This is a genomic window from Nocardia tengchongensis (assembly GCF_054781395.1).
This window is the reverse complement of sequence record NZ_BAAGUM010000006.1, coordinates 47,176-71,631: the sequence shown is the minus strand read 5'-3', so window position 1 is coordinate 71,631 and position 24,456 is coordinate 47,176. Positions and strand designations below refer to the sequence as shown.

The 24,456-nt window shown below is 66.4% G+C and carries 21 protein-coding genes and 1 tRNA gene; 11 read left to right on the top strand and 11 right to left on the bottom strand.

The window, feature by feature from the left end:
* A complete protein-coding gene (locus ACYVKL_RS11350; RefSeq protein ID WP_379161870.1) occupies positions 1–1,191 on the bottom strand; it encodes a serine hydrolase domain-containing protein in 1,191 nt (396 codons plus the stop codon).
* A 410-nt stretch (positions 1,192–1,601) separates the two neighbouring features.
* Here ACYVKL_RS11350 and ACYVKL_RS11345 point away from each other — a divergent pair, with 410 nt between their 5' ends.
* The 4 genes from ACYVKL_RS11345 to ACYVKL_RS11330 all read left to right on the top strand — a co-directional run bounded on the left by ACYVKL_RS11345 (position 1,602) and on the right by ACYVKL_RS11330 (position 5,134).
* Positions 1,602–3,053 carry an amino acid permease gene (locus tag ACYVKL_RS11345; protein WP_379165688.1) on the top strand — a complete coding sequence of 484 codons (1,452 nt, stop codon included), beginning with the start codon at positions 1,602–1,604 and terminating at the stop codon, positions 3,051–3,053.
* Positions 3,054–3,126: 73 nt separating this feature from the next.
* Entirely contained in the window at positions 3,127–3,939 is an 813-nt protein-coding gene (locus ACYVKL_RS11340) for a serine hydrolase domain-containing protein (RefSeq protein WP_379161867.1), read from the top strand.
* A 141-nt stretch (positions 3,940–4,080) separates the two neighbouring features.
* On the top strand, positions 4,081–4,614 hold the full coding sequence (locus ACYVKL_RS11335; protein WP_379161864.1) for a DUF3145 domain-containing protein: 534 nt from the start codon (positions 4,081–4,083) through the stop codon (positions 4,612–4,614).
* 106 nt (positions 4,615–4,720) lie between these two features.
* Positions 4,721–5,134 carry a hypothetical protein gene (locus ACYVKL_RS11330; protein WP_379161861.1) on the top strand — a complete coding sequence of 138 codons (414 nt, stop codon included), beginning with the start codon at positions 4,721–4,723 and terminating at the stop codon, positions 5,132–5,134.
* A 55-nt stretch (positions 5,135–5,189) separates the two neighbouring features.
* On the opposite strand, the gene ACYVKL_RS11325 is transcribed toward ACYVKL_RS11330, so the two are convergent.
* Positions 5,190–7,649, bottom strand: a complete 2,460-nt coding sequence (locus ACYVKL_RS11325; protein WP_379161858.1) for a serine/threonine-protein kinase — start codon at positions 7,647–7,649, stop codon at positions 5,190–5,192.
* A gap of 265 nt (positions 7,650–7,914) precedes the next feature.
* Between ACYVKL_RS11325 and ACYVKL_RS11320 the strand changes: the two genes are divergently transcribed.
* Positions 7,915–9,306, top strand: a complete 1,392-nt coding sequence (locus ACYVKL_RS11320) for an FAD-binding oxidoreductase (RefSeq protein ID WP_379161855.1) — start codon at positions 7,915–7,917, stop codon at positions 9,304–9,306.
* Between the two features lie 81 nt (positions 9,307–9,387).
* On the opposite strand, the gene ACYVKL_RS11315 is transcribed toward ACYVKL_RS11320, so the two are convergent.
* From ACYVKL_RS11315 to aceE, 6 genes are all read right to left on the bottom strand, one after another.
* Positions 9,388–10,818, bottom strand: a complete 1,431-nt coding sequence (locus ACYVKL_RS11315; RefSeq protein ID WP_213560177.1) for an acyl-CoA carboxylase subunit beta — start codon at positions 10,816–10,818, stop codon at positions 9,388–9,390.
* Positions 10,819–10,992: 174 nt separating this feature from the next.
* Positions 10,993–12,243, bottom strand: a complete 1,251-nt coding sequence (locus ACYVKL_RS11310) for a KasA/KasB family beta-ketoacyl-ACP synthase (RefSeq protein ID WP_213560178.1) — start codon at positions 12,241–12,243, stop codon at positions 10,993–10,995.
* An 11-nt stretch (positions 12,244–12,254) separates the two neighbouring features.
* Positions 12,255–12,560: a meromycolate extension acyl carrier protein AcpM gene (gene acpM / locus ACYVKL_RS11305; RefSeq protein WP_213560179.1), complete on the bottom strand. Its 306-nt coding sequence runs from the start codon at positions 12,558–12,560 to the stop codon at positions 12,255–12,257.
* A gap of 95 nt (positions 12,561–12,655) precedes the next feature.
* Positions 12,656–13,570, bottom strand: a complete 915-nt coding sequence (locus ACYVKL_RS11300) for an ACP S-malonyltransferase (RefSeq protein ID WP_213560180.1) — start codon at positions 13,568–13,570, stop codon at positions 12,656–12,658.
* Between the two features lie 128 nt (positions 13,571–13,698).
* Entirely contained in the window at positions 13,699–15,000 is a 1,302-nt protein-coding gene (locus ACYVKL_RS11295; RefSeq protein WP_428847718.1) for a PucR family transcriptional regulator, read from the bottom strand.
* A gap of 45 nt (positions 15,001–15,045) precedes the next feature.
* Positions 15,046–17,946 carry a pyruvate dehydrogenase (acetyl-transferring), homodimeric type gene (gene aceE / locus ACYVKL_RS11290; protein WP_379161851.1) on the bottom strand — a complete coding sequence of 967 codons (2,901 nt, stop codon included), beginning with the start codon at positions 17,944–17,946 and terminating at the stop codon, positions 15,046–15,048.
* Positions 17,947–18,178: 232 nt separating this feature from the next.
* Here aceE and ACYVKL_RS11285 point away from each other — a divergent pair, with 232 nt between their 5' ends.
* The 5 genes from ACYVKL_RS11285 (at position 18,179) to ACYVKL_RS11265 (ending at position 21,015) form a co-directional block, all read left to right on the top strand.
* Positions 18,179–18,742 carry a hypothetical protein gene (locus tag ACYVKL_RS11285; RefSeq protein WP_379161848.1) on the top strand — a complete coding sequence of 188 codons (564 nt, stop codon included), beginning with the start codon at positions 18,179–18,181 and terminating at the stop codon, positions 18,740–18,742.
* 163 nt (positions 18,743–18,905) lie between these two features.
* Positions 18,906–19,328, top strand: a complete 423-nt coding sequence (locus ACYVKL_RS11280; RefSeq protein ID WP_213560182.1) for a DUF3052 domain-containing protein — start codon at positions 18,906–18,908, stop codon at positions 19,326–19,328.
* Between the two features lie 135 nt (positions 19,329–19,463).
* Positions 19,464–19,928, top strand: a complete 465-nt coding sequence (locus ACYVKL_RS11275; RefSeq protein WP_213560183.1) for a peroxiredoxin — start codon at positions 19,464–19,466, stop codon at positions 19,926–19,928.
* A 28-nt stretch (positions 19,929–19,956) separates the two neighbouring features.
* Positions 19,957–20,028 (top strand) — tRNA-Val (locus ACYVKL_RS11270).
* 297 nt (positions 20,029–20,325) lie between these two features.
* The gene (locus tag ACYVKL_RS11265) at positions 20,326–21,015 is read left to right on the top strand and encodes a hypothetical protein (RefSeq protein ID WP_379161845.1); all 690 of its coding nucleotides are present in this window, start codon (positions 20,326–20,328) and stop codon (positions 21,013–21,015) included.
* Between the two features lie 48 nt (positions 21,016–21,063).
* Here ACYVKL_RS11265 and ACYVKL_RS11260 read toward each other — a convergent pair whose 3' ends face one another.
* Positions 21,064–21,531 carry a tyrosine-type recombinase/integrase gene (locus ACYVKL_RS11260; protein ID WP_379165687.1) on the bottom strand — a complete coding sequence of 156 codons (468 nt, stop codon included), beginning with the start codon at positions 21,529–21,531 and terminating at the stop codon, positions 21,064–21,066.
* 51 nt (positions 21,532–21,582) lie between these two features.
* Positions 21,583–22,167 carry a hypothetical protein gene (locus ACYVKL_RS11255; protein ID WP_379161842.1) on the bottom strand — a complete coding sequence of 195 codons (585 nt, stop codon included), beginning with the start codon at positions 22,165–22,167 and terminating at the stop codon, positions 21,583–21,585.
* Between the two features lie 170 nt (positions 22,168–22,337).
* Between ACYVKL_RS11255 and ACYVKL_RS11250 the strand changes: the two genes are divergently transcribed.
* Positions 22,338–23,636 carry an NsdA family TPR-like regulatory protein gene (locus ACYVKL_RS11250; RefSeq protein ID WP_379161840.1) on the top strand — a complete coding sequence of 433 codons (1,299 nt, stop codon included), beginning with the start codon at positions 22,338–22,340 and terminating at the stop codon, positions 23,634–23,636.
* Here the strand turns inward: ACYVKL_RS11250 and ACYVKL_RS11245 are convergent.
* Entirely contained in the window at positions 23,629–24,369 is a 741-nt protein-coding gene (locus ACYVKL_RS11245) for a 2'-5' RNA ligase family protein (RefSeq protein ID WP_379161837.1), read from the bottom strand. The genes ACYVKL_RS11250 and ACYVKL_RS11245 overlap by 8 nt on opposite strands.
* Positions 24,370–24,456: the final 87 nt, after the last annotated feature.

The window sequence follows — 24,456 nt, the reverse complement described above, 5'->3', positions numbered from 1 at the left end:
TCAGCGGCAGCGCAGCAGCGCCTCACGCAGATTGCGGGAACGGACATCGTCGAGAACCGCCATACCGAGGCGGTTCATCACATAGCCGAAACCGAGACCCGTTGCCGGATCGGCGAATCCGAACGAGCCACCGTAGCCGGTGGTGCCGTAGGCGCGCTTGTCGGTGCCGAACCGGAAACCGCCGCGCGACTTGCGGAAACCCAGGTGATAGCGGCTCGGGGTGAGCAGCACCAGATCCTCGGCGGGCACGTCGTCGGCGGTGTCGGCGGTGGCCAGACGGTCCAGCACGTCCTTGTCGATGGGCAGCTCGCCGGTCCGGCCGGCGGCCGCACCGTAGACCCGGGCCAGCGCCCGCGCGGTACCCACCCCACCCGCCGCCGGGCTCTCCACCGACAGGAATTCCCGCCGCGCCGCCCGCGCCGGCGCGCCCACCTGCGGACTGCTCAGGGCGCGGAAGGACAGGCCCCGCTTGCTGTAGAGCTGAATCGCGATGCGCACCGGCAGATCTCGCTCGTAGCGCAGAATGTCGAGGCCCTCGGTCGCCGACAACGCGGCCACCCGATCCAGCGAAATCTCCTCCGGCAGACCGATATAGAACTCCGCGCCCAGCGGGGCCGCGATGTCCTCGGCGAAGATCCGGCCTAGCGTGCGATGCGCCGGATCCACCCGGCGCAACAGCTCACCCTGATACAGGCCGGCCGTGATCGGGTGATAGCCGTGCCGGGTTCCCGGCCGCCACAACGGCTTCTGCTCGGCCAGCACCACCGCCATCCCGTCCAGATCCGCCATGTCGGTGAGCCGGAACGGGCGATCCAGGGCCGCCAGCCCGCCCTGGTGATCGAGCAGCTGGCGCACGGTGATCGATTCCTTGCCGTGCGCGGCGAACTCGGGCCAGTGCAACGCCACCGGATCCTCGTAGTCGAGCAGGCCCTTCGACACCGCCGACGCCACCGCGAACGCGGTCATCCCCTTGGTCGAGGACCACACCGGCGCCATGGTGTCGCGCTCCCAGGCCACCGCCCGCTTGCGATCCCGATACCCCGCCCACAGATCCACCACCGGCCGGTCCCCGTCATAGACGGCGACCGCCGCACCGATCTCCCCGTGCCGGGCGAAATTGCGGCGGAACGCGTCGGCGACCGGACCGAAACCCGCGTCCACCTCGCCGTGGACCGTGACCTGCTCACTCATGATGGGGACGATCGTAACCGGGTTACGTGACAGCGCCAGGGCGAGCGCGGGACCCCGGCCACCCCCCGCAGCGGCAGCGCGCGGCACGAAAGCCGGCGTGGCCGGGCAATGCCAGGAGCGCACCCTGGGGTGCCCAACGCGCTGCCCGGCAAGGCCGAAGCGTTGCCTGGTCGGGCCACATGCGCTGCCTGGCAAGGCCATCGCGTAGGCGGACGACGCCAACCCGCCGGGCCGGCGGTGCTCAACGGGCAGCGGGCGAGGTGTGGCGCTCGGCCGGGCGGTGCCCACCGCGCAGCGGCACGGCTGGGCGATGCAGCGCACAGTGGGCGATGCCGGGGTATAGCTGCTCGTCGTTCGGGTCTGTGTCGGATACGGTGACCGCAGGGTATTTGTGCCGGTCCGACCCGGTATTGTCGCCGGACATGCCCGGAATCCAGCGGATTACCGCATCATTGCTGCGGACCAAGCCAGTCGAACAGCTCACCTCCGAGGGTGAGCACACCGCACTGCGGCGCAGTATGGGGCTGATTCCGCTCATCGCGCTGTCGGTCGGTGCGACGCTGGGGACCGGGATCTTCGTGGTGCTCGGCGAGGCCGCGCCGCTGGCCGGGCCCGCGGTTGTCGTGTCGTTCGTTATCGCGGCGCTCGCGGCGCTGTTCTCGGCGCTGTCGTACGCCGAACTCGCCAGTGCCGTGCCGGTGTCCGGGTCGGCCTACTCGTATACCTATGCGACGCTGGGTGAGCTCGTGGCCTGGGTGTGCGGGTGGTGCCTGCTGCTCGAATACGGGGTCTCGGTGGCGGCCGTCGCGGTCGGGTGGGGCGCGTACCTCAACGAATTCCTCGGGTCCACCATCGGCTGGCGGATTCCGGACGTGCTCGCGCAGCCGCCGGGGGAGGGCGGGGTGATCAATCTGCCCGCGGCGATCGTGGTGCTGCTGGCCACCGCTGTGCTGCTGGGCGGCATCCGGGAGAGCTCGCGGGTCACCACCGTCACCACCGTCATCAAGATCGCGGTGCTGGTGTTCTTCGTGGCCGTCGCGGTCACCGCGTTCAACTCCTCGAACCTGCACCCCTTCGCACCGGAGGGGGTCTCCGGCATCGGCGCGGCCGCCTCGATGGTGTTCTTCTCCTTCATCGGCTTCGACGCCGCCTCCACCGCGGGCGAGGAGGCCAAGAATCCGCAACGCGACCTGCCGCGCGCCATCATCATCTCGCTCGGCATCGTGACCCTGATGTACGTGCTGGTGGCGCTGACCGCCGTCGGCGCGGTCGGCGTCGACGACGTGAGCAGCTCCGGAGCCTCCCTGGCCACGGTGCTCGACCAGGTCACCGGCCGGGGCTGGCCGGCCACCATCCTGGCGGGCGGCGCGGTCATCGCCATCGCCTCGGTGGTGCTCACCGTGCTGTACGGGCAGACCCGCATCCTGGTCGCCATGTCCCGTGACGGAATGATGCCCGCGGTGCTGTCGCGGGTCGGGCGCACCCGCGTGCCGACGGTCAACACGCTCATCGTCGGCGGCGTGGTGGCGGTGCTGTCGGCGCTGGTGCCGCTGGGAGAACTGGTGAACGCCACCAATATCGGCACGCTGGTGTCGTTCGGGCTGGTGAACATCGGCGTGCTGGTGCTGCGCCGCACCAAACCCGACCTGCCGCGCTCGTTCCGGACGCTGGTGCCGCTGGTGCCGGTGATCGGCGTGGCCATGTGCGTGTGGCTGCTGATCCATCTGCCGGGGGTGACCTGGCTGGCGTTCACCGCCTGGTCGGCGGTCGGGTTGCTGGTGTATTTCGGCTACGGCCGGCGGCGGTCCGGACTGAACCGGGGCGCCGCCACCGAAACCGCTGCGCCGGAAGCGGGTTCGTAGCATTCCAGCCCTCGTCGCGCCGGTCCCGTGGCCCCGGTCCGGGCCGCCGGGCGCGGGCTCCTAGGCTCGTCGTATGCGAGCGCTCGAGCAGATTCGACAGTGGCCGGTCCGGAACGCGGCGGCGGGCGTCGTCGTCCGCGGTAAGGGCGTGGTCGACACCGAGGGCGACACCGGGCACGTGTTCCCGCTCGCCTCGGTGACCAAACCGCTTGTCGCGTACGCGGTTCTGGTGGCGGTCGAGGAGGGTGCGATCGAGCTGGACCAGCCCGCCGGGCCGCCCGGATCCACGGTGCGGCACCTGCTCGCGCACACCTCCGGGCTGGCCTTCGACACCGACGCCGTGCTGGCCAAACCCGGGGCGAAGCGGATCTACTCCAGCGCCGGCTTCGAAGTGCTCGCGGATTTCGTTGCGGCGCAGACGGGTATCGCGTTCGACCGGTACCTGCACGAGGCCGTGTTCGAGCCGCTGGGCATGGAATCCTCGTTGCTCGTGGGCCCGGCGGGGCATGCGGGGCGGTCGACGGTCGCAGATCTGCTGCGATTCGCCGAGGAATTGCTGGAACCCGCCATTCTGAGTGCCGAATTGGCTTCCGAGGCAAGCACTGTGCAATTTCCGGGATGCAATGGGGTGCTGCCCGGCTACGGCTCGCAGCGGCCCAATGACTGGGGGCTGGGTTTCGAGATCCGCGACCACAAGTCGCCACATTGGACCGGGGGCGCGAACTCGCCGCGCACTTTCGGGCATTTCGGGCAATCCGGAACGTTCCTCTGGGTGGATCCGGACGCCGGTATGGCGTGTCTCGCCTTGGCGGACGAAAATTTCGGGGACTGGGCCCGGGCCGCGTGGCCGCCCCTCAGTGACGCCGCGATCGCGGAGTTTGCGTAGTCGCCACGGCACTCCGATTCGCAACGACACGGGCTCCGAGTAACACACGCAACATCGGGCACTCCAGTAAACTCGGGCAACGCCGAGCTCGGTCAGGGGTCGTTGGGGAAGACGTCCCTCGTCGAGCCGGAGGTGTCAGTGGTGCGTGCGTCTAGTCAGGTCGCGGAGGCGACGTCTGGAGTCGTCTATGTCCATTCGTCGCCGGCCGCGCTGTGCCCGCATATCGAATGGGCACTGACCTCGACCCTCAAAGCGCCCGCCAAACTCCGCTGGACCGTCCAGCCCGCCGATCCGGCACAGCTGCGCGCCACCACCGATTGGTACGGGCCAGTCGGTACTGGGGGGAGATTAGCCAGAGCATTGCGAGATTGGCCCGTGCTGTATTTCGAAGTCACCGAGGACCCCAGCGAGGGCGTCGACGGCGAACGCTTCAGCTTCGTCCCCGGCCTCGGCCTGTGGAGCGGCGTCACCGGCGCGAGCGGCGACGTCATGGTCGGCGAGATGCGGCTGCGCGCCATTGTCGCCGAAGCCCGCGCCCACGGCCGCGGCACCGCCACCGAGATCGCCGCCGAAATCGACCGTGCCCTCGGCACCGCCTGGGACGACATCCTCGAGCCCTACCGCCACGGCGGCGACGGCTCGGACGTCACCTGGCTGCGCCGCGACGTCGGCTAGATTCCCACCAACCGAACACACCGCCGAATCACGCGTGCTTGTCGTCGCAAACGCCCCGAAACGGGCAGAATGCCCAGGGGGAGGGGCAGCCGACGAGGAGGATTTCGTGCGGACCACAGCGCAGATCGCGGGCACGGCACTGGCCGTCATCACCACGGCCCTGACCCTGACGGCCTGCAACGACACCACCACCAGCAGCAGCGACTCGGGCAATTCCGCCCGCCCCGTCGCCTCCGCCGCGGCCTTCCCCGCCGCCGGCCACGACGCGGTCCAGTGCGGCACCGGCCCCTGGGGCCTGGCCGTCGTCGCCTCCACCACCAAGGGCTCCGACTTCTGCCCCACCGCCCGCGCGGTGGCCGGCGCCTACGCCGACGAACGCGCCAAACAAACCACCGGCGACATCGCCGTCACCGTCAGCACCGTCCGATGGGTCTGCCGTGAACTGTCCGGCGACCCCAACCCGTACCAGGAATGCGCCAGCCAGAACGAATCTGCCGAAAGGGTCCGCCTCCAATCCTGAATCGCAGCACCGGCCGGGGTATTCGCGCCCATCACTGTGAAATCTGGCCGGTGGTTCACGCGGATCGGTGATCAGGGATGCGGAGCGCCTCGATCACGGTGACCACGCCGATGGCGAGCACCGTGATCGAGAACAGCACGGGCGGGACGAGAACCCAGCGTTCCGCGGCGGCGTCACCGGCCTTCGCCGCCTGGCCGATGAGCGCGACACTGATCGCCGATTCACCTGCCGCGCAACCGATGACGAGCAGATTCGCCCGCCGCCGCGGATGCAGCGCCGACGCCACGGCCGGAGTCAGGGCGAGGACCGCCGCCGAGGCGAACTGCCACAGGAAATCCGGGCGGGTGATGGCCGGGTCCAGGATGGAAGCCAACACGACCGAACCCAGCAGTACACCGCCGACGGCACCCAGGGCGGCCGTCGTGATCGCGAATCGCCCACTCGGCCGCCGGAATTCGAAACGCGGAGCGCTGAGCAGTAGTGCTGCCGCCGCCAAGAGTCCTGCCAGGCAGAGGAACAGATGGGCGTTGAGCGCGAAGTGCGCTCCGGTGGAAGCATGGAAGCCGGGGTGGTGCCGGGTAACCCACCCCTCCAGCCGTGCGAGGACCACAGCGCCCCACAGGCCCGTCAGGGAGAACCCCGCCAATAGGGCCTGCCGAGTCGCACGGCGCGGAATCGTGAGGAAAGTCAGCAACCCCACTGCGGCCGAAATCCATATCACGGCAGTGAAATACCAGGAACCACGGGCGAGCAGATCATCGATGCGCAGGTAGTCGATTGTGTACCAGTTGAAGTCGGCGAACGGCATATGCGAGCTGTCCAGCAGAATCCCGCCGGCCACCACGGCCGAGGCCCCGGACAGTACGGTCAGCACACCGGCGAGCCTGCCGCGCCAACCCGCGAGCGCACGGTCCTGGCCGACGTGCTCCGGCCGCTCATCGGTGCCCGCAACGTCGGCGACACCGGTCCGCGATAGTGGGCGGCCGCCGATCAACGGTGCTCTCCCACCACCCGGCGGATCCACATTGTCGGGGCTCCCGGGTTGTCGGCCGCTGTCTGGCACTCGGTCCGATAGTGCTGCGCTGCTGGGGCTTTCGGTGGCCGATGCGCGCTGGGCGGCGGGAGATCCGGCCGCTTCGGCGGAGGTTCCCGCCCGGAGGTGCGTGCCACGTTCCCGGCGGTCGCCAGGCAGGCGTGGGCTGTCCATGGTGGCCGCGCCGCCCAGGATCTCCCGGGCATAGGATGCGACGGCGGGACTGTCGTGAGTCGCTATGTGGTGCAGCGCTTTCCGGGCCGCCGCGACCTGGCTGTCGTCGCGTGACGAGAGGTGCGTGCTCAGGGCTCGTACCGCGCCACGCCGGATTTCCGGGTGCGGGCTGTCGAGGCCGACGCGGATGGATTCCGGTAGTGCAGCCGTGTCGGTCGCATCGGGAGCATCCTGACGGCCCCGGGACCTGCGGGGCTCGTCCCGGCCTGCCACGGCGGGATCCGTGGGGGAGGCCTGCGCGATCGGTAGGTGTGGATCGGCGGAATCTGTTCGGCCGCTGCGGGATTCGTTTCGATGCGGTGGCGTGAGATGTGGGGCCGGCGAGGGCCGGCTGTCGGTGGCCGCGGGGAGGGTGGCGATGAGTTCGTTGTGGGGTGAGGCGGGGAGAGTTGGTGCGGTGCGGGGGTTTCCGGGGTGGGACCGGGTGAGGATGCGGGTGGCGGCTTCTGCCAAGGCGGTGCAGGTGGGGTAGCGGTCGTCGGGGTTCTTGGCCAGGGCGATGGCGATGACATCGTCGAGGCCGGCGGGGAGGTCGGGGCGGAGGTCGGTGACGCGGGGCGGGGGTGTGTTGAGGTGGGCGGCGATGACGGCCGCCTGATCGGTGCGGGGGAAAGGCTGACGGGCGGTGAGGAGTTCGTAGAAGGTGCAGCCGAGGGAGTAGATGTCGGCGCGGTGGTCGGCGGTGGCACCGTGGAAGCGTTCGGGGGCGGCGTAGGCGAAGGTGGCGGCCGTGCCGGTCAGGGTGAGGGTGTCGTCCAAGGCGCGGGCTATGCCGAAGTCGGTGAGGACGGCCAGGTCTCCGGCGGTGTGGTCGAGCAGGATGTTGCCGGGCTTCACGTCGCGGTGCAGGATGCCGTGCCGGTGAGCGTGGTCGAGGGCGCGGGCGGCGTCGGTGAGGATGCCGACGGCCTGATCGTCGGGCAGCGGCCCGCCGCGTTCGGACATGCGTTGCGCGACATCGCCGCCGCCGACGTATTTCATGCAGATCCACGGCACGGCGGCGTCGGAGGGCGCGCGGTCGTAGATGGTGACGATATTGGGATGCTCCAAGCGGGCGGCCAGGGCGGCCTCGCGTTCGAACCGGGCGCGCCCGCGGGTGTCGGCGGCGATCAGCTCGCCCAGCACCTTCAGCGCGACCAGTCGATTCAGCTGGGGATTGCGCGCCAGATAGACGATCCCCATGCCGCCGTTGCCGAGCGTCCGCTCGATCGTGAACCCCGCGAACTCCGCCCCCGGATCGAGTCGCATAACGCCTCCGCCAGTACCCCAATGCCAGCCAGGGTCACCATACGCCCGGCTACCGGCCGCCACCGGGCGATTGGCCGCGACGCACCCGCCGCCGCGAATCCGCGACCCGCCCGGTCTTCTTGAACCCGTCTCGCATCCGCCGCGTAAGCCCGAAAATGAACGGAGCGGCACCGTTCGATAGGGCGAATGACCGATGCGCCGGCCACGCCGGACAGCGCAGCCTGGATTCGCCACGGAGGCAGACAGCACACCGAAGGAGCGGACCATGACCACTGCGGAAATCGATCTCGAAGGACTGCGCGCGACCGTCGACGGGGCGGTGATCACCCCGGCGGACCCCGATTACGACACGGCCCGCCAGGTCTGGAACGGCGACATCGATCGCAGGCCGGCCGTGATCGTCCGTCCCGCCAGCGCGGCCGGGGTCGCGGCGGCGGTGCTGGCCGCCCGCGCGCACGGGCTGGACGTGACGGTGCGCGGCGGCGGCCACAACTACGCCGGCCACGCGGTCGCCGACGACGCCATGATGATCGACCTGCGCGCCCTCGATTCGGTGACCGTGGACCCCGCGGCCAAGCGCGCGCACGTCGGTGGCGGCGCCACCTGGGCTCAGGCCGACGCGGCGATGTCCGCGCACGGGCTCGGCGTCACCGGCGGTTTCATCAGCTCGACCGGTGTGGGCGGGCTGACCCTCGGCGGCGGCATGGGCTGGCTGACCATGCGGTGCGGACTGACCTGCGACAGCCTGGTCGCCGCGGAAGTCGTCACCGCAGATGGCCGCGTCGTCGTCGCCTCGCCGCGCGAGAATGCCGAGCTGCTGTGGGGATTGCGCGGTGGCGGCGGCAATTTCGGCATCGTCACCACCCTCACCTTCGCGCTGCACGACGTTCCGTCGCTGGCCCAGCTCGCCCTGCTGTGCTGGACGCCCGACCATGCGGTCGGGGGCCTGACAGCGGGCCGGGAACTCATCATGTCCCTGCCCGCGGGGTACGGCGGCGTGATCATGGCGGTCAGCGCCCCGCCCGCCCCGTTCGTACCCGAGCACTACCGGGGTCAGCCGGGATTCGTTGTGGCCGTAGCCGGTTTCGGTGATCCGGTCGAGCTCGAGGCCATCGTCAAGCCGCTGCGCGACGCGGCCCCCGCCCCGGCCTGGGAACTGGTCACCCCGCTCCCGTACACCGCGCTGCAGCAGATGTTCGACGAGAGCGCCCCGCACGGCCTGCTCGCCTACGAGAAGTCCCTCTACGTCGAGGATCTGTCCGACGCCGTGCTCGACACTTTGATCAGCACCTTCCCGCAGCGCTGCTCCCCGCTGACCCTGGTCCCGATCTTCGCGCTGCGCGGCCGCTACAGCGAGATCCATGAGGACACAACGGCATTCAGTGGTTCCCGGAACCCCTGCTGGGCCATCAACATCAGCGGCATGACCACGGACCCGGCCGAATTCATCGAAGAACGCCAGTGGACCCGTGACTTCTGGGACGCCCTGCGCCCGCACGCCAACTCCGACGCCGGCTACGTCAACTTCCTCGTCGACGACGACCCCACCCGGATCCGGGAATCCTACGGCGAGAAGTACTCCCGCCTCACCGCCCTCAAGGCCGAGTGGGACCCCGACAACATCTTCCACCACAACGCGAACATCCCCCCGGCCTGACCGCCCCGAAATCCGCTCCGGCACAAAGAAAGCGGGCGGCCACCGAGGGGGCCGCCCGCTATGCCGTTGCCGGATAACCGATTACAGCGGAATGTTCTTGTTGTTCTGCGGCCGCGACGGAGCCGCCGCCAGCGCCGCCGCGATGGTGGAGCGGGTCTTGGCCGGGTCGACGACCTCGTCCACGACACCGATCGCCATGGCGCGCTCGACACCGCCGGCGATCCGCTCGTGCTCCTCGGTGAGCCGCTCCAGCATGGCCTCGCGCTCCTCCTCCGGGGCGGCCGCGAGCGCCTTCTTGTGCAGGATGCCGACCGCGGCCTTGGCGCCCATGACCGCGACCTCCGAGCCCGGCCACGCGTAAACCGCTGTGGCGCCGAGGGATCGGGCGTTCATGGCGATGTAGGCGCCGCCGTAGATCTTGCGGGTCACCAGGGTGACGCGCGGGACGCGGGCCTCGGCGAAGGCGTGCAGCAGCTTGGCGCCGCGGCGCACCACGCCCTCCAGCTCCTGCGAGACGCCCGGCAGGTAGCCCGGGACGTCGGTGACGACGATCAGCGGGATGCCGAAGGCGTTGCACAGGCGCACGAACCGCGAAGCCTTCTCGGCGCTCTCGGAGTTGAGGCAGCCGCCCAGACGGATCGGGTTGTTGGCCAGCACGCCGACGGTGCGACCGCCGAGCCGGCCCAGACCGACCACCATGGAGCGGGCGTAGCCGCCCTGCAGTTCCTCGAAAGTGCTTTCGCCGTCGACATTGTCGAGCAGCTCGTTGATGATCGGCTTGACGTCGTAGGCGCGCTTGGCCGAGGCCGGCATCATCGCCTTGAGGTCCACGTCGCCGTGCGCGGCGGCGGCCAGGTCGAATTCGCCCTGTTCGGCGAACATCGAGACCAGGCGGCGCGCACGGTGCATCGCGTCCTGCTCGTCATCGGCGACGATGTGGCAGACACCGGACTTCTTGCCGTGGGTGACCGGGCCACCCAGGGTTTCCATGTCGACGCTCTCGCCGGTCACCGTCTTCACGATGTCCGGGCCGGTCACGAAGACGCGGCCTTCGGGCGCCATGATGACGATGTCGGTCAGCGCCGGACCGTAGGCGGCGCCGCCGGCGGCGAAGCCGAGCACCACGGAGATCTGGGGGACCAGGCCGGACGCGCGGACCATGGCCTCGAAGACCAGTCCGACGGCGTGCAGGGCCTCGACGCCCTCGGCCAGTCGCGCGCCGCCCGAATGCCACAGGCCGACAACGGGAATCTTGGAGTCGATGGCGGTGTCGATCGCATCGACGATGTGCTTGCAACCCTCCACACCCATCGCGCCACCCATCACGGTGGCGTCGGAGCAGTAGGCGACGGTGCGGACGCCGTCGATCTCGCCGATGGCGGCGAGTACACCGGACTTGTCGCGGGGGTGCAGCGGAAGAACGGTTCCGGGATCGAAAAAGCGCTGCAATCGACCCAGCGGGTCACGGGGATCGGTCGTGGTGTCCGCGTGTGCGGGGGCCATGATGGTCATCGCAAACTCTCCTCTTGAGGAAAATGCGGTCGCATGAGAGCGGCTGCGAATGTCGTAGTCCCGGCAGGGGATCGGATCTGGGATCTCGATCCCCTGCCGGGACCGCTTGTCTTACAGACCGGTTCTAGAAGTGCGCGGTTCGTCTAGACGGTTGATCTTGAAAGGAACTGCGCGTCAGTACCGGCCGAAGGCGAGCGCGACATTGTGCCCACCGAAACCGAAGGAGTTGTTGATCGCGTACTGGATGTCCTGATGACGCGCAGCGCCGTGCACGACATCCAGATCGATCGCCGGATCCTGGTTCTCGAGGTTCAGCGTCGGGGGGACGACGCCGTCCCGAATGCTGAGCACCGTGAGGATCGACTCGAGTGCGCCGACGGCGCCGATCGAGTGACCCAGGGCCGACTTGGGTGCGTAGACCGAGGCGTGCTTGACGCCCGCCTTGTGAATCGCGTTGGCCTCCGCGGTGTCACCCACGGGGGTGGCAGTCGCGTGGGCGTTGACGTGGGTGATGTCCGAAGCGGACAGACCCGCGGTCTGCATCGCGCGCTGCATGGCGCGAGCGGCACCGCTGCCCTCCGGATCGGGAGCCACCAGGTGGAACCCGTCGGAAGTGATACCCGCGCCCATCAGCCGGGCGTGGATGGTGGCGCCACGAGCCTTGGCGTGCTCCTCGGTCTCGAGGACCATGAGCGCGCCCGCTTCGCCGAAGACGAAGCCGTCGCGATCCTTGTCGAACGGACGCGAGGCGCCCTTCGGATCGTCGTTGCGGGTCGACATGGCCCGCATCATGGAGAACGCGGCGATCGGAATCGAGTCGATGAAGCCCTCGACACCACCGGTGACCACCATGTCGGCGTCACCCATGACGATCATCCGCCAGGCGTTGGCGATGGCCTCCGAACCCGACGAGCACGCCGAGACCGGAGTGACCACTCCCGCGCGGGCCTTGAGCTCGAGACCGACCACGGCGGACGGACCGTTCGGCATGACCATCTGAACGGCCAGCGGCGAAACCTTGCGGTAGCCACCGTTCTTCAGCTTGTCGACCGAATCGATCAGTGCGTCACCGCCACCGAGACCGGTGCCGATGGCCACACCCAGCCGCAGCGGGTCGACCTCGGGGGTGCCGGCGTTCTTCCACACCTCGCGACCCAGCACGGTGGCCAGGCGCTCGACGTACGCCATGCGGCGGATCTCGACGCGCTCGAGGAGCGTGTCCGGCGACACCTTCAGGTGGCCGCCGATACGGACCGGAAGGTCGTACTCCGCAATGAAGTCGTCTTCGAGCGTGTCGATTCCGCTCTCGCCATTGAGGAGGCCCTTCCACGTCGCATCGACGTCACCGGCGATCGACGTGGTCGCCGCCATGCTCGTTACGACGACGTTGGGAAAGTTCCCGTTCAAGGTGGAAGGAGTGGTCACGGTGTCGGTTCCTACTCGCCCTCGGCGCCGAACTTGGACTTCAGCTCGGCGGCCGCGTCGGAGTTCTCGGCCTCGAGCTTCTGGATGTACGCCACCGCGTCGCCGACGGTCTTCAGGCTCGCCAGGTCCTCGTCCGGGATCTTGACGCCGTACTTGTCCTCGGTCTGGACGGCGATCTCGACCATCGACAGCGAGTCGATGTCCAGGTCGTCGACGAAGGACTTCTCGATGGTGACCTCGGAGGGCTCGATACCGGTCACCTCTTCGATGATCTTCCCGAGCTCTTCGACGATCTGTTCCTGGGTCAGAGCGGCCACTGTGGTGGCTCCTTATCTTCTGTGGAGGGGTAGGGATTCATGGTTTGCGACCAGGTTGCTCCATCGCCGTTGATAAGAGCGGGCCGCAGGCCAAGCTAGCTTGCCGCGGTGAGTTCCGCGAGCGCGGGGAGGTCCGCGGGTGTCTTCAGCGCCAGGTTCGGGGTGCCCTTGAGCTCCCGCTTGGCGATGCCGACCAGGGTGCCCGCCGGCGGCAACTCTGCCACCGCGGAAACCCCTGCCGCACGGATCGTTTCGGTGCACAGGTCCCAGCGCACGGGGCGCGTGACCTGAGCAGCGAGCTTGTCGATCGCATCCTTGCCCGAGCTGACCGGCTGACCGTCGAAGTTCGACAGCAGGGTCCGGACCGGCTCGTTCGGGACGATCTGGGCGATGGCCTCCGCGACCGCGTCCTGGGCGGGTGCCATGAACGCGGTGTGGAAGGCGCCGGCGACCGGCAGTGCGCGGACGCGGGCCTTTTCGGGCGGGTTCGCGGCAAGGGCTTCGAGCGCCTCGAGCTTACCCGCGGCCACGATCTGACCCACCGCGTTGCGGTTGGCCGGGATCAGGCCGAGTTCCTCGAGTCGTGCGAGGACCTCCGCTTCGTCACCACCGAGCACCGCGGACATGCCGGTCGGCTCGAGTGCGCAAGCCTTGGCCATCTCCGCTCCGCGGATGGCGGCCAAGGTCACCGCGTCATCGGCGGAGATGACTCCGGCGACGGCCGCGGCGGCGAATTCGCCGACCGAGTGTCCGGCGACGACTGTATCCGCGGACAACGAATCCTGCGGGATTTCAGCGAAAGCCAGCAGGGCGGCCGCGACGACGAGCGGCTGGGTGACAGCCGTGTCGACGATTTCATCGGCGGTCGCAGTCGTGCCCAACCGCAGCAGGTCCAGCCCCGCGGCCTTGCCCCACAGCGCGACGCGGTCCGCGGCGCCGGGAAGCTCCAGCCAAGAGGTGAGCATGCCGGGTGTCTGTGAGCCCTGTCCGGGCGCAAGCAATGCGATCACGGGTTTAAGAAAACACTGTGAGGCGGCTCTCACGAGATGTCGGCGCGAATGAAGCTTCCTCGGCAGTTTTGTGAGGAGTCCACAAAAGGCCACGTGGGTTGTCCGGATCGCCCGGTCGTCGAATCTCGTTACACCCCATCCTTGGGGTCTGTGACCGGAGTCACATCAGTGGCAGGAGTGGGTGATTCGTTACGGGTTCGTGTCAGCCGGCCTACTGTGGCCGCGATCCGTAACACATAGGCATCGCGCGGATTCATCGGATCCCGACCTGTGATGTCGCCGATCCGCTTGAGGCGATAGCGCACCGTATTTGGATGAACGAACAGCTGGCGGGCGCAGGTTTCGACGGCTCCACCGCAATCCAGATACGCGTCCAGCGTGTCCGACAAATCGGCGCTGGCGGCGGCCAACGGTAACACGAGCAGCTCGTTCAGGGCGTCGATGGCGGCTCGGTCGCCCAGCAGGGCGCGTTCCGGCAACAATTCGGACGCGTGCACTGGTCGGGGGGCTCCCCGCCAGCCCACCACGGCCTCCATCCCGGCCATCGCCTCCACCGAACTCACGTGTGCCGCCGACAGCGCCCGCATGGTCGGGCCGATCACTACCGGGCCCTCACTGAAGGCATCCGCCAGCAGATCCGCGAGGAACTGCGACGGATACATCGGGTCGCCAAGATGTCCGCTGACTACCATTACCAGCCGCGAACCCTGCACCACGGCGAGCGCGTTGCGGCCGTGCCGGGCGGCCACCGCATGTACGGAACTGACAACGGCCACCTGATCCTTGGGGGGAGTCCCCACCAGAACGGTTGCGGGCGCTGTCGCATCCCAATTGAGGGTGGCCGCGCGCGAGAGCATTTCGGGGCCGTTGTCGCCGCGCACCACGGCGTCGACGACCAGGGCCTCCAATCGGGTGTCCCACGCGCCGCGCGACTCCGCGGCCGAGGCGTACACCGAGGCGGCCGCGAACCCGAGCTCCCGCCCGTATCGCAACACCGCCTCGGTGAGCGCCACCAGCTGCCGGTCGTTGCGCGCCAACGCCGGCAGCCACTGCTCGAAGAACTCCATGGCCACCCGGACCATGTCGACGGTCTGGCGCAGCGTCAGCCGCCGCGCCAGATCGTCGGGAATCACTTGGAAGGCATCGAGACTGAACCGGATGTCGGACTCCGGGTCCTGCAGCCATTCCAGGAAGTTCACCACCGCCGTCTGCACCAGCATCTGAACCCCCGCACGCTGGGCGGCGTCCAGATTGGCGAAGAACGGCAACCGATCCTGCATCGAGGCCACGGCCTCGGTCGACAGGCGCCCGGAGAACTGCTTGACCCGTTTCAGGAGGGTGTCCGGAAGCGGGTCGCGCGTCTGCCGATTCGGGGAGAGCGCGCCGGTCGGAAGATAGACCTCGTGGGAGGAGGTGCCCTCTTCGTTTATCCGGCGCGGCCTCGGCGGTTTACGTTCCACAGCTCTTATGTTCGGTTATGCGTCGCCGCCTTCGGTACCGGGTGCCGCCTTCGGCGCGGCGTTCACATCGTCGACGCCGTACCGGCGGGCCGCCTCGGCCACCGTCGCCTGCGCGATCCGGCCCTGAGTGGCCAGTCCCTGCAGGGCGGCGACCACGATCGACGCGGCGTCGACATTGAACACACGACGCGCGGCCGGGCGGGTGTCGGAGAAACCGAAACCGTCCGTACCCAGCGTGATGTACTCGCCCGGCACCCACTGGCGGATCTGATCGGGCACCGCGCGCATCCAGTCCGAGGCCGCCACGAACGGGCCCTGCGCCTTGGACAGCACCTGGGTGATGTAGGGCAGGCCCTGATCCTGGTCGGGGTGGCGGAGTTTCGCGATCTCCTTGGACAGCGCCTCCTTGCGGAGCTCACCCCACGAGGTCACCGAGTAGACGTCGGCCTGCACGTTCCAGTCCTGGGCCAGCATCTCCTGCGCGCGCAGACCGTCGGGCATGGTGACGCCGGCGACCAGGATGTTCGCCCGCAGAATCCCCGCCGAACCGGCCTGATAGAGGTAGATGCCCTTCAACAGGCCCTCGACGTTGACGCCCTCCGGCTCGGCCGGCTGCACATACGGCTCGTTGTAGAGGGTGATGTAGTAGAAGATGTCCTCGCCGCCGAACTCGTGGTGCACCGAATGCGATTCGGGATCGGTGCCCGGCAGCGCCTCCTGATACCCCTGGACCGTGCCGCCGCCGTACATGCGGCGCATGCCGTCGCGCACGATGTGGGCGATCTCGAAGGAGAAGGCCGGGTCGTAGGCGACGCAGGCGGGGTTGGTGGACGCCAGCAGCAGTGAGTGACCGTCGTTGTGCTGCAGGCCCTCACCGGTCAGCGTGGTTCGCCCGGCGGTTGCTCCGAGCACGAAACCTCGCGCCATCTGATCCGCGGCCGCCCACAGGCCGTCGCCGGTGCGCTGGAAGCCGAACATCGAATAGAAGATGTAGAGCGGGATCATCGGCTCGCCGTGGGTGGAGTACGAGGTACCCACCGCGGTGAAGCTGGCGGTCGAACCGGCCTCGTTGATGCCCTCGTGCAGGATCTGCCCGATGCTCGACTCTTTGTAGGCAAGCATCAAATCCGCGTCGACCGATGTGTACAACTGGCCGTTGCGGTTGTAGATCTTCAACGAAGGGAACCACGAGTCCATACCGAAGGTGCGGGCCTCGTCGGGGATGATCGGGACGATGCGTTTGCCGATCTCCTTGTCGCGCAACAGCTCCTTCATCAAGCGCACGAAAGCCATCGTGGTGGCCACGTGCTGCTTGCCCGAACCCTTGCGGACCGAACGATAAGCCTCGTCGCCGGGAAGTTGCAGGGGCTTGGACATGGTGCGGCGCTCGGGGACGAAACCGCCCAGCTGGCCGCGACGCGCCATCATGTACTGGATCTCGGGGGCGTCCATGCCGGGGTGGTAGTACGGCGGCAGATACGGATTCGCCTCGAGCTCGGCGTCGGTGATCGGAATGCGCTGCACGTCGCGGAACGCCTTCAGATCGTCGAGGGTCATCTTCTTCATCTGGTGGGTGGCGTTGCGGGCCTCGAAATGCTTGCCCAGACCGTAGCCCTTGATGGTCTTGGCCAGGATGACCGTCGGCTGACCCTTGTGCGCCATGGCCGCGGCGTAGGCGGCGTAGATCTTGCGGTAGTCGTGGCCGCCGCGCTTGAGGTTCCAGACCTCGGAATCCGACAGGCCCTTCACCAGTTCCTTGGTGCGCGGGTCGCGGCCGAAGAAGTGCTCGCGCACGTAGGCGCCGTCATTGGCCTTGTAGGTCTGGTAGTCGCCGTCGGGGGTGGTGTTCATCAGGTTCACCAGCGCGCCGTCGCGGTCGGCCTGCAGCAGGGAGTCCCATTCGCGGCCCCACACCACCTTGATGACGTTCCAGCCGGCGCCGCGGAAGAACGACTCCAGCTCCTGAATGATCTTGCCGTTACCGCGCACCGGGCCGTCGAGGCGCTGCAGGTTGCAGTTGATGACGAAGGTCAGGTTGTCCAGGCCCTCGTTGGCGGCCACCTGGATCAGGCCGCGCGATTCCGGCTCGTCCATCTCGCCGTCGCCGAGGAACGCCCACACGTGCTGATCGGAGGTGTCCTTGAGGCCGCGGTCGTGCAGGTAGTGGTTGAAGCGGGCCTGATAGATGGCGTTCATCGGGCCCAGACCCATGGAGACCGTGGGGAATTCCCAGAAGTCGGGCATCAGGCGCGGGTGCGGGTAGGAGGACAGGCCGGCGCCGGGGCCGCCGTGGCTGTACTCCTGGCGGAAGCCGTCCATCTGGTCTTCGGACAGCCGGCCCTCGAGGAAGGCGCGGGCGTAGATGCCGGGGGAGGCGTGCCCCTGGATGAACACCTGGTCGCCGCCGCCGGCGTGGTCCTTGCCGCGGAAGAAGTGGTTGAACCCGACCTCGTAGAGCGCCGCGGAGGACGCGTACGTCGAAATGTGGCCGCCCACACCGATTCCCGGCCGCTGGGCGCGGTGCACCATGACGGCGGCGTTCCAGCGGATGTAGGCGCGGAAGCGGCGCTCCACTTCCTCGTCGCCGGGGAACCACGGCTCGTTCTCGGTGGGGATGGTGTTGACGTAGTCGGTGGAGGTCAGCGCGGGGATCGCGACGTGGCGTTCACCGGCGCGCTCCAGCAGGCGCAGCATGAGGTAGCGGGCGCGGCCGGGACCCTCGCGGGTCAGCATTTCGTCGAAGGAGTCCAGCCATTCGCTGGTTTCCTCCGGATCGATGTCCGGCAGGTATGACGCCACCCCCTCGCGAATCACTCGAACCCGGCCTCCCGCCGGGCTTTTGCGTGCCGATCCGCCCTGGGGTTCCGGTGACCCGTTGGTGGAATTCGACGACGTAGGGTGCATCAAGTCGGTCAAGACGTTTGCTCCTCGTACACATGGGGTGGGACATCTGGTGTGGCGTCAATACCCCGGGTAGCCGTTGGTGCGCGGCGTACCCGTAATGGTTGGTTTGGGGCGCATCTCACATCCTTGCCGATGATGCGACCCAGGTCATCATGTCAGCCGGAAATCCAGTACGGTGGCGCAGGGAACCGCGCCGCTCGCGTCGCCGTTCATTGTCTTCCGGGCTGGATCGGGGAGGAACCAAGTGAAGCTGCTGAACCCGCGGGGGTTCGGATTGCTGTGCGCGTCCGGGGCTCTGGCAACAGGTTTGGTACTGGCCGGGTGCGCGAACACGGTCGAGGGTACTCCCACGGCGAATCAGGTTCAGGTGTCGTCGTACAAGGCCGACGCGGCCACGTCCGCGGCGGCGGCCAGCTCGTCGAAGCAGGCCGCGGCGAAGGCGAAGGCGACCTCCGACAATTGCGGCCCGTTCCGCAAGACCACCGGCGCTCAGGTGGATCGCTACAACGAGTTCGTGGACGCGCACGACGCGGCGGACGTGAGCGTGGCCGACAAGAACGCCAAGCGCGACGCGGCGGCGCAGGCGCTCGAGGACGCGGCCAAGACCGTCGAGGCTCAGGTGACCGCCTCCGGGCCGGACCTCGCGCCGGAGGTTGCGCAGAAGTTCACCGACTACGCGAGCGCGGCCCGGGATCTGGCCGCGTCGGTGCGGAAGCTGACGACCAATTCGTCGGTGGCGCCGCTGAACGACGCGAGCCACAAGGTCAACGATACTTTGACGGCGGTCCGCAACGCCTGCCCCGCCTAGCGATTGACCAGGTCGGGCGGGGTTTCGGGTGGCTTGTCCGGTGAGTCCTGTCAGTCTCACATACGACATTTAGGGAGCGATTTCGGCCGATCGGCTTGCGCTGGGGGCTTTTACCATGTTCGCTTGCAACTACCTATTGTCGGGAATTGAGGAGGACACCACCGTGGTCGCCGCGGCGGACGCGCAGAACTACGCTCAGAAGCTTGGCATTTCACACGACATGGTGGTTCAGGAACTGGGCTGGGACGAGGACGCGGACGACGCGCTTCGGTCCGAGATCGAAGAGGCCACCGGCTCCGAGCTGCTCGACGAAGACACCGACGAGGTGGTCGACGTCGTGCTGCTGTGGTGGCGGGATGGTGACGGAGACCTGGTCGATGAACTGCTCAATGTGATCACCCCGCTCGCCGACGACGGCGTCGTGTGGGTGCTCAGCCCCAAAACGGGGCAGCAAGGCCATGTCGATCCGAGTGAGATTGCCGAGTCGGCCCCGCCTGCCGGCCTCACCTCGACCACTCCGGTCTCCCTGGGCTCCTGGACGGGCACCAAGCTCACCCAGCCCAAGACACCCTCCAAGCAGCGCTGAGGCCTCCACTACTAGGGTTTCAGTGAATCGAGTGCACCCGGTCGGACACCACGCGTGTCCGGCCGGGCGCACTCGCTACTGTGCGCCGGAACAACTCGGTGCCGCGCGCCAGGACTTCAGGATGGAGGGGAACGCATGCCGCTCGAGATCGGTTCGCTCGCACCGGACTTCACGCTCAAGGATCAGAACAACCAGGAAGTCACCCTGTCGAGCTTCCGCGGCCACAAGAACGTCCTGATCGTCTTCTACCCCCTCGCCTTCACCGGCATCTGCCAGGGCGAACTCTGCAAGGTCCGCGACGAGCTCCCCAAGTTCCAGAACGACAACGCGGAAATCCTCGCCATCTCCGTAGGCCCCCCGCCCACCCACAAGATCTGGGCCGCCGAACAGGGCTACACCTTCCCCCTCCTCTCCGACTTCTGGCCCCACGGCGAGATAGCCCAGGCCTACGGCGTCTTCAACGCCAAATCCGGCTACCCCAACCGCGGCACCTTCGTCGTAGACAAAGACGGCATCATCCGCTTCGCCGAAATGAACGGCCCCGGCGAGCCCCGTGACCAGGCAGCTTGGGAAAAAGCCCTCGCCACACTAGATTCATAACCCGTCGCCCGGTCTTGCCGGGCGGTTGGGGCGTATAGCTCAGCGGTAGAGCACTGGTTTTACACACCAGCGGTCGGGGGTTCGAAACCCTCTGCGCCCACTTTCGAAGACCCAGGTCATACCTGGTTTTCGTGTATCGTACGCGATCTTGCCTGCGGTTCGTGTTGGCATTCATGTAGCAGCACAGGGTAGCTGCCTGCTAGCTGTTTGGTCGGTCTTCCTTCGTGGGTCCAGATCGTGTTGGTGATCGTGGTCGGCATGCTCCCGGAGTAACCGCCGAAGCGGTGCGCGGCGTGGCACAAACTCGGCTGCGGTTAGGCCACTGACAACGGGGTTTGACGATATCGTCGTCCCGACTCCGCTGCTGGGGTGGAGCTTTTCGGGAGGGGTTAGTTGGATGGTCGATGTGCCGGAACATCTCAGGGTTGGTCGGGCGTACAGCCAGGTGCGGCGTCGTTTCGTTGATGAGCAGCTGAGTAGTGCGGGGATCTCGTTTGACCTGGAAGGTGTCTCGGCCGACGTCCTACTGAAGTGGATCAATCGTATTGAACAGATGATCCTCGACTGGGCTAAAGACGAGGATCAGAACCTTCGTGGCGAGGCCGATGGGGAGCGATTCGTCTTCGGACGACGCGACGTGGTGGGTCTGCTTCAGAAGCGCCAATCTCGGCTTCTTGATCGGTACGCCGAGTTGGCAAGGCAGGAGCAACTGGCGGAGATTCGGGGTGCTGTCGAGGAGAAGGTCGAGGATCCATCGGTCCGCAGCGAACTTTCGGACCTTGTATCCAGAGTTGAGCAACGACAGCGGGATCTCGACGCCAAGATTCAAGCGCAGGAAGATGCTACGGCGATCGAGATCAGAAAGCTTGAGGTGCAGGAACGTCGCTGGAAGATGCGCAAGTCGCTTCTGGAGCGCGAACCCGCGGCTGTCCTTATCGGCAGTCTCCTCCTCGGTGTCCTCACCCTTGCATTGATTATCGCCATGTTCATCCACACTCAGGTGCCGGAAGTCCTTACCAGCATGGTCTTGCTGATTCTCGGGTTCTTCTTCGGGCAAACATCCGGACGTGGTGGCCGGCCAGATTGAACTAGCGTGCTTTGGCGTTCAGTCGCGTCGCTGAGTGGACTTGCCGACCTAGTTGAGCGCTTGCCGTACTTGATCCCATTGGCTGTCTCCCAGCTTGGCGTAGCGCTGTGTCGTCCGAAGCGATGCGTGGCCGAGGAGTTCTTGCACCTGCTGCAATGGAACACGCGCCCTTACGAGGCGGCCGGCGTAGGTGTGTCGAAGGTCGTGTGGGCGTACGGAACCCAACCGGCGTTTGTCGTCGCCGTCGCCAACCCAAGCGACGCGTACTGCGGCTACGAATCGATCCCTGAAGTTGTCCTGGTCGAATGGGCGGTTGTCGGTGTGTGCCAACAGCAAGCCGCTGCGGACCGTTCGACCATCGTCGACGTACCGAACTGGCGCAGGTTCTCCGAGTCCGCCCTTCTTGATCGCAGTGGTGAGGATCTTGGCCAGATTCTCTCCGATAGGGATCACACGCCGCTCGCAGTCCTTTGGGGCCTTCATCCGCTTGGCGGCCTTGTCCCATGCCCATTCGATGCTGATCGTCTTGCGTTTGAGGTTGATGTGCTCGCGGTGTAGGCCCTGTGCCTAGCCCATGCGCATACCGGTGCCGACTAGGACATCCAAGATAAGTTGGTCGAACTCATCGAGCGGGGCGCGGAGAGCTGCGACCTCGTCGTCTTCGAGGTAGCGCTCGGGAGTTGGTCCGGGCTTGGGCAATTCGATGTCGTGACAGGGGTTCTCAGGGATGAGCTTGGCCTTAAGGGCTGACTTCAGCGAGGAGCTGAGTAGGCGGTAGCACTTGTCAACGCTGGTTGGCGCCAACGTCTTTCGGAGGTCGGCGACCCAGCCTTGGACGTCAGGCTGAGTGATGTCGGTGAGCCGCACTGCGCCCCACTTTGGAGCCAGGTGCTTATCCATCCGGTGGTCGTCGATCTTCTGGGTACCCTCGTCGACCACGCGTCGGAGTGTCCACCGTGGACGCCATTCGTTCCACGTCATCATCTCCGGTGGGTGGTACTTGCTTTCGCGAACCTCATCTTCCTTCGCGGCGGCCTTGCGTTCCGCGATTGCCCTTGTGGTGAAGGTGCCCGGTACCCGGCGCACCTTGCCCGCGGAGTCGCGGTAGAGACCGCTGTATCGCCCACTGGGGAGTTTTTGAGCCCATCCCATGTCAGACCCCCTTTGAGATGTTCGATCGCTGGTCATGGAGAGTCGGCTTCTGTGATTCATTATCGCCCAGCAACACCGTGGTTGAACCGAAAAATACTGTCTCAGTGGACATTTGAGGACGTATACTGACTTGAAGGACCGTTCGCGGTGGGGATCGAGGTGTTCCGACTATGGCGCGAGTTGTGCAACCGAACATGAAGCTGATGGCTGTCATGGAGGAGGCCGGCATCAAGAACCATGGGCTCGCGAACCGGATGCAGGAGGCCAGTCGCCTCGACGGTGGTGAAGCGCTGGAGACCTCGCACTCGAACATCCAGAAGTATCGGACCGGGGTGACTGCTGAGCCGAAGCCGCGAACATGTGCGGTGATGCTGAATGTACTGAGTGAGTTGGTCAAGCGCGATCTCAGTCCGGCGGATATCGGATATCCGGGGGTGAAGCTCGATCGGAAACCTTCTCTGGCACTGGTCGAGTCATTTGAGAGCCCACTGGTGATAACCGAGCGGCTTCAGATGCTGGGTGAAATCGATGCCGACGATACGGTTTTGGAGATCGTTGATTTCGCCCTGGAGGACATCATCGACCGATATGAGGTCGAAGGCCCGGGGCGACTAGCTCCGGAAGTTATCGCCTTGCGACGGCGAATTCATGAGCTCACGTTGCAGCGCCAGCACCCGAAACAGCTTGAGCGCCTGTACGAGTTGGGGGCCAAGCTGTCCGGTATGCTGAGCTATATGGCGGTGAACCGAGGGAGATTCCCTCTGGCCAGGATGTACGCCAAGGAAGCCTTCCATGTGGCAGGGCTGATCGAAGATCCGGAATTGCAGGCTTGGGTCAAGGGCACCGAGAGCTTCTGCGCCTACTACATGGGCAAGTACGGTATGGCGGTTGCGCTGGCTAAGGAAGGGCTTCAGTTCGCGCCTGAAGGCCCGCAGGCAATCCGCCTGTTGTCCAATGGATTAGCGCGCGCACTGGGCAAGATCGGCGACCTCAATGGGGTTCATGCCGCGGTCGAACAAGCGAACACCCTCGCGGAGATCCTGTCAGTTCCGGATGGGCTGTCACCTGCGCTGACCTTCGAGCCCTACAGCCAAGCCAGGCTCGCCGCGAACATTGCGACGGCGTACCTGTCGGTTGGCGACTACGAGAAAACGCTCCAGTATGGCCATCAGGTGGAATCGCTTGTCGACGGCTCTGATTCAGTATGGAGTCGCTCGTTGGTCCGACTGGATATCGCCACCGCACTGGTCAAGTCCTCCAGCCCGGATGTCGAGCAGGCTGTTCACTTGGGGGCCGAAGCGCTGACTTTCTCCGAAGAACGGCCTATCCGATCGGTGTGGCAGCGTGCCCATGAGTTCGGCACTGCCACCCAATCGTTCGATGCTTCGGAAGCGCGGGACTACCAAGAGGTGCTTCGCGATTGGTCCGATCGTGTTCGTGACTTCTCCTCGCCTGCAAAGGCTAGCTAGGTTTCAGGGCGAGTGTCGCTACGTCTTCCCAATGGTAGGCGTGGGGTTCGCGGCGAAGTCGAACAAGCTTAACGGCGTCAACTTGCACGGCGACCGGAGTTGCGTCCCGGAGGGATGCAACTTGCTTAATGAGCTGGGCGGCTTCCTGCTGGCGGTTGCTGTAACCGATTCCGAGGTGCGGCCGGAATCTCTGGGTGCTCGCGATCGGAAGATCTGGAAGTACCTTACGGGTGGCCGCTTCGAGAATCCGGTGTAGCCGGAACAACTCTGTCCATGGAGAAACCGTGAATCGCACTGCGCCGCGGGATCCGGCCAGTGGTCCGACTGTTAGGTCGAAAGATTCGATATCGCTTAAACCGGCCTTGGCCCCATCGGCTATGGCCTGGATCTCTTCTTGGGAAATTTCGCCATAATTACCGATCCTCAAAATGGTGATATGTAGCCCATCAAGGGGAACCAAATCAAAACCGTCGGACTCCAAGGAATTCTGACAGAGCTGTGCCAGGTCAATTAGTTCCGGATTCCGAAAAGTCAAGTACCAGTAGAAGACCTCTCGTCCGGAAGGCCATTCGTTCCGAGACCAGTGGTCAACCGTATGTTTGATATTACGAAAAGCGCTCCAGTCGTTCTCGCAGATCGACCGACGGTCTGACAGGGAAGTCGGTAGCGATTCGGGGAATGACCCCGATCGGGCATCTCTGATCATCTGTTTCGAGTCCTGTCCGTCCGGCACCGCCTCAGCCTACGTGTGCCGTCTGTGTTTCGTGTGCCGGTTGATGTGCCGTGTTCTGGACCTCCGTTCGCGAGTTTTCTGATGTGG

Bases quoted from the DNA above. Each gene is read 5' to 3' on its own strand.
- ACYVKL_RS11350 (WP_379161870.1), bottom strand. From the start codon at position 1,191: ATGAGTGAGCAGGTCACGGTCCACGGCGAGGTGGACGCGGGTTTCGGT.
- ACYVKL_RS11340 (WP_379161867.1), top strand. From the start codon at position 3,127: ATGCGAGCGCTCGAGCAGATTCGACAGTGGCCGGTCCGGAACGCGGCG.
- ACYVKL_RS11325 (WP_379161858.1), bottom strand. From the start codon at position 7,649: ATGCGACTCGATCCGGGGGCGGAGTTCGCGGGGTTCACGATCGAGCGG.
- ACYVKL_RS11320 (WP_379161855.1), top strand. From the start codon at position 7,915: ATGACCACTGCGGAAATCGATCTCGAAGGACTGCGCGCGACCGTCGAC.
- ACYVKL_RS11315 (WP_213560177.1), bottom strand. From the start codon at position 10,818: ATGACCATCATGGCCCCCGCACACGCGGACACCACGACCGATCCCCGT.
- ACYVKL_RS11275 (WP_213560183.1), top strand. From the start codon at position 19,464: ATGCCGCTCGAGATCGGTTCGCTCGCACCGGACTTCACGCTCAAGGAT.
- ACYVKL_RS11265 (WP_379161845.1), top strand. From the start codon at position 20,326: ATGGTCGATGTGCCGGAACATCTCAGGGTTGGTCGGGCGTACAGCCAG.
- ACYVKL_RS11255 (WP_379161842.1), bottom strand. From the start codon at position 22,167: ATGGGATGGGCTCAAAAACTCCCCAGTGGGCGATACAGCGGTCTCTAC.
- ACYVKL_RS11250 (WP_379161840.1), top strand. From the start codon at position 22,338: ATGGCGCGAGTTGTGCAACCGAACATGAAGCTGATGGCTGTCATGGAG.